The sequence below is a fragment of the Kitasatospora sp. NPDC001225 genome (assembly GCF_053597855.1).
Genome location: NZ_JBSFJC010000428.1, coordinates 1 through 1,603, shown reverse-complemented (window position 1 = coordinate 1,603; position 1,603 = coordinate 1). Strand labels below are relative to the sequence as shown.

General features: G+C 71.4%; 3 protein-coding genes. 1 reads left to right on the top strand and 2 read right to left on the bottom strand.

Features of this window, described 5'->3' with window-relative positions:
* Positions 1-272: acyl-CoA dehydrogenase family protein (locus tag ACWDCZ_RS41185; protein WP_449818699.1), on the bottom strand; the 272-nt coding region annotated here is incomplete at its 3' end.
* 195 nt (positions 273-467) lie between these two features.
* Here ACWDCZ_RS41185 and ACWDCZ_RS41180 point away from each other — a divergent pair.
* Entirely contained in the window at positions 468-905 is a 438-nt protein-coding gene (locus tag ACWDCZ_RS41180) for a PhlB family protein (RefSeq protein ID WP_074002309.1), read from the top strand.
* A gap of 140 nt (positions 906-1,045) precedes the next feature.
* Here the strand turns inward: ACWDCZ_RS41180 and ACWDCZ_RS41175 are convergent.
* The coding region (locus ACWDCZ_RS41175) for an electron transfer flavoprotein subunit alpha/FixB family protein (protein ID WP_449818698.1) at positions 1,046-1,603 on the bottom strand (558 nt) is incomplete at its 5' end.

Sequence of the window (1,603 nt, the reverse complement as noted above, 5' to 3'; positions counted from 1 at the left end):
ATCAACGAGGACGACGCGCACACCCGCGCCACCTCCTCGATCACGATCACCGTCGCCAGCGCGTCCGCCCCCGCACCGCCGTACTCCTCCGGCACATGCACCGCGTGCAGGTCGTTCCCCCGCAACGCGTCCAACGCCTCCTGCGGGAACCGCCCCTGCTCGTCCACCTCCGCCGCGAACGGAGCGATCTTCGCCTCGGCCAGCGAACGCACCGCCTCACGGAGCATCCCGTGCTCCTCGGAGATCCGGAAGAGATCGAAGTCCTGGCTCATGATCGCCACTCCTGTTTCACGACGGTACTCAGTACCCTTCATTATGCATGCGCGCGGCAAAAAGGGAACTCAGTGCCTTCCCTTGACGGCACTGAGTTCCCTATCCTTTTCGTGCCGAACTTCTGGCGTACACCCGCCGCGGTTCCGCCACGGTTCCACCGCACGAAGCCGGTCCGAGCGCAGGGAGATGACAGCGTGGTCCACTCAGCCATCGATGCCGACACCCGCAGCACGACGCTGTACTTCCAGCGCTGCGCGTGGTGCAACAACCCCACCTTCCAACGGCTGCTCTGCCCCACCTGCGGCTCCACCGAGCTGCGGCTGGAGCCCAGCGAGGGCACCGGCGTGGTGCGGCGCTGCGCGGTCGAACAGGCCCGGACGCCGCTGGTCCGTCAGAAGTCGCTGATCCGCATGGCGGAGGGCTTCGACGTCTGGTGCATCGTGGACGGGATGCGCAGCACCGTCCCGGTCGGCACCCGGGTGCGGCTGCTCTCCTCCCCCGACTCCGACCAGCCGGAGCTGCGGCTGCTGCCGGTCGAGGAGCCGCCGCCGGTGCAGGACACCGAGCCGCGCCCGCTGCCGCCCACCCAGGGCGGCTTCACCCAGCACCTCGCGGCCTTCGTCGCGGAGTGACCGGCGTCGCGGAGAGGTTCACGGCCCGGACGGAGGCGTGACCGGGACGGGCGGCGCGCGAAGGCGCCGCCGGGAGACGACGGAGGGCGTGGCACCGAGTGGTACTCGGTGCCACGCCCTCACTGTCAGGCGGACCGGGCTCAGGCCTTGCGGGCCTTCACCTCGGCGGTGAGCTGCGGCAGCACCTCGAAGAGGTCGCCGACCACGCCGTAGTCGGCGAGCTCGAAGATCGGGGCCTCGGGGTCCTTGTTGACGGCCACGATGGTCTTCGAGGTCTGCATGCCGGCCCGGTGCTGGATGGCGCCCGAGATGCCGTTGGCCACGTACAGCTGCGGGGAGACCTGCTTGCCGGTCTGGCCGACCTGGCTGCTGTGCGGGTACCAGCCGGCGTCCACGGCGGCACGCGAGGCGCCGACGGCCGCGCCCAGCGCGTCCGCGAGCTCCTCGACCACGCCGAAGCCCTCGGCGGCACCGACGCCACGGCCACCGGAGACCACGATCGCGGCCTCGGTCAGCTCGGGGCGGCCGGAGGACACCCGCGGGGTGCGCGAGACGACCTTGGCGGCGTTGCCGGTGAACGCCACGGCGACGTCCTCCACCGCGCCGGCGGCCGGGGCGGCCTCCGGGGCGACGGCGTTCGGCTTCACGGTGATGACCGGCGCGCCGTTGCTCACCCGGGAGTCGACGGTGTACGAGGC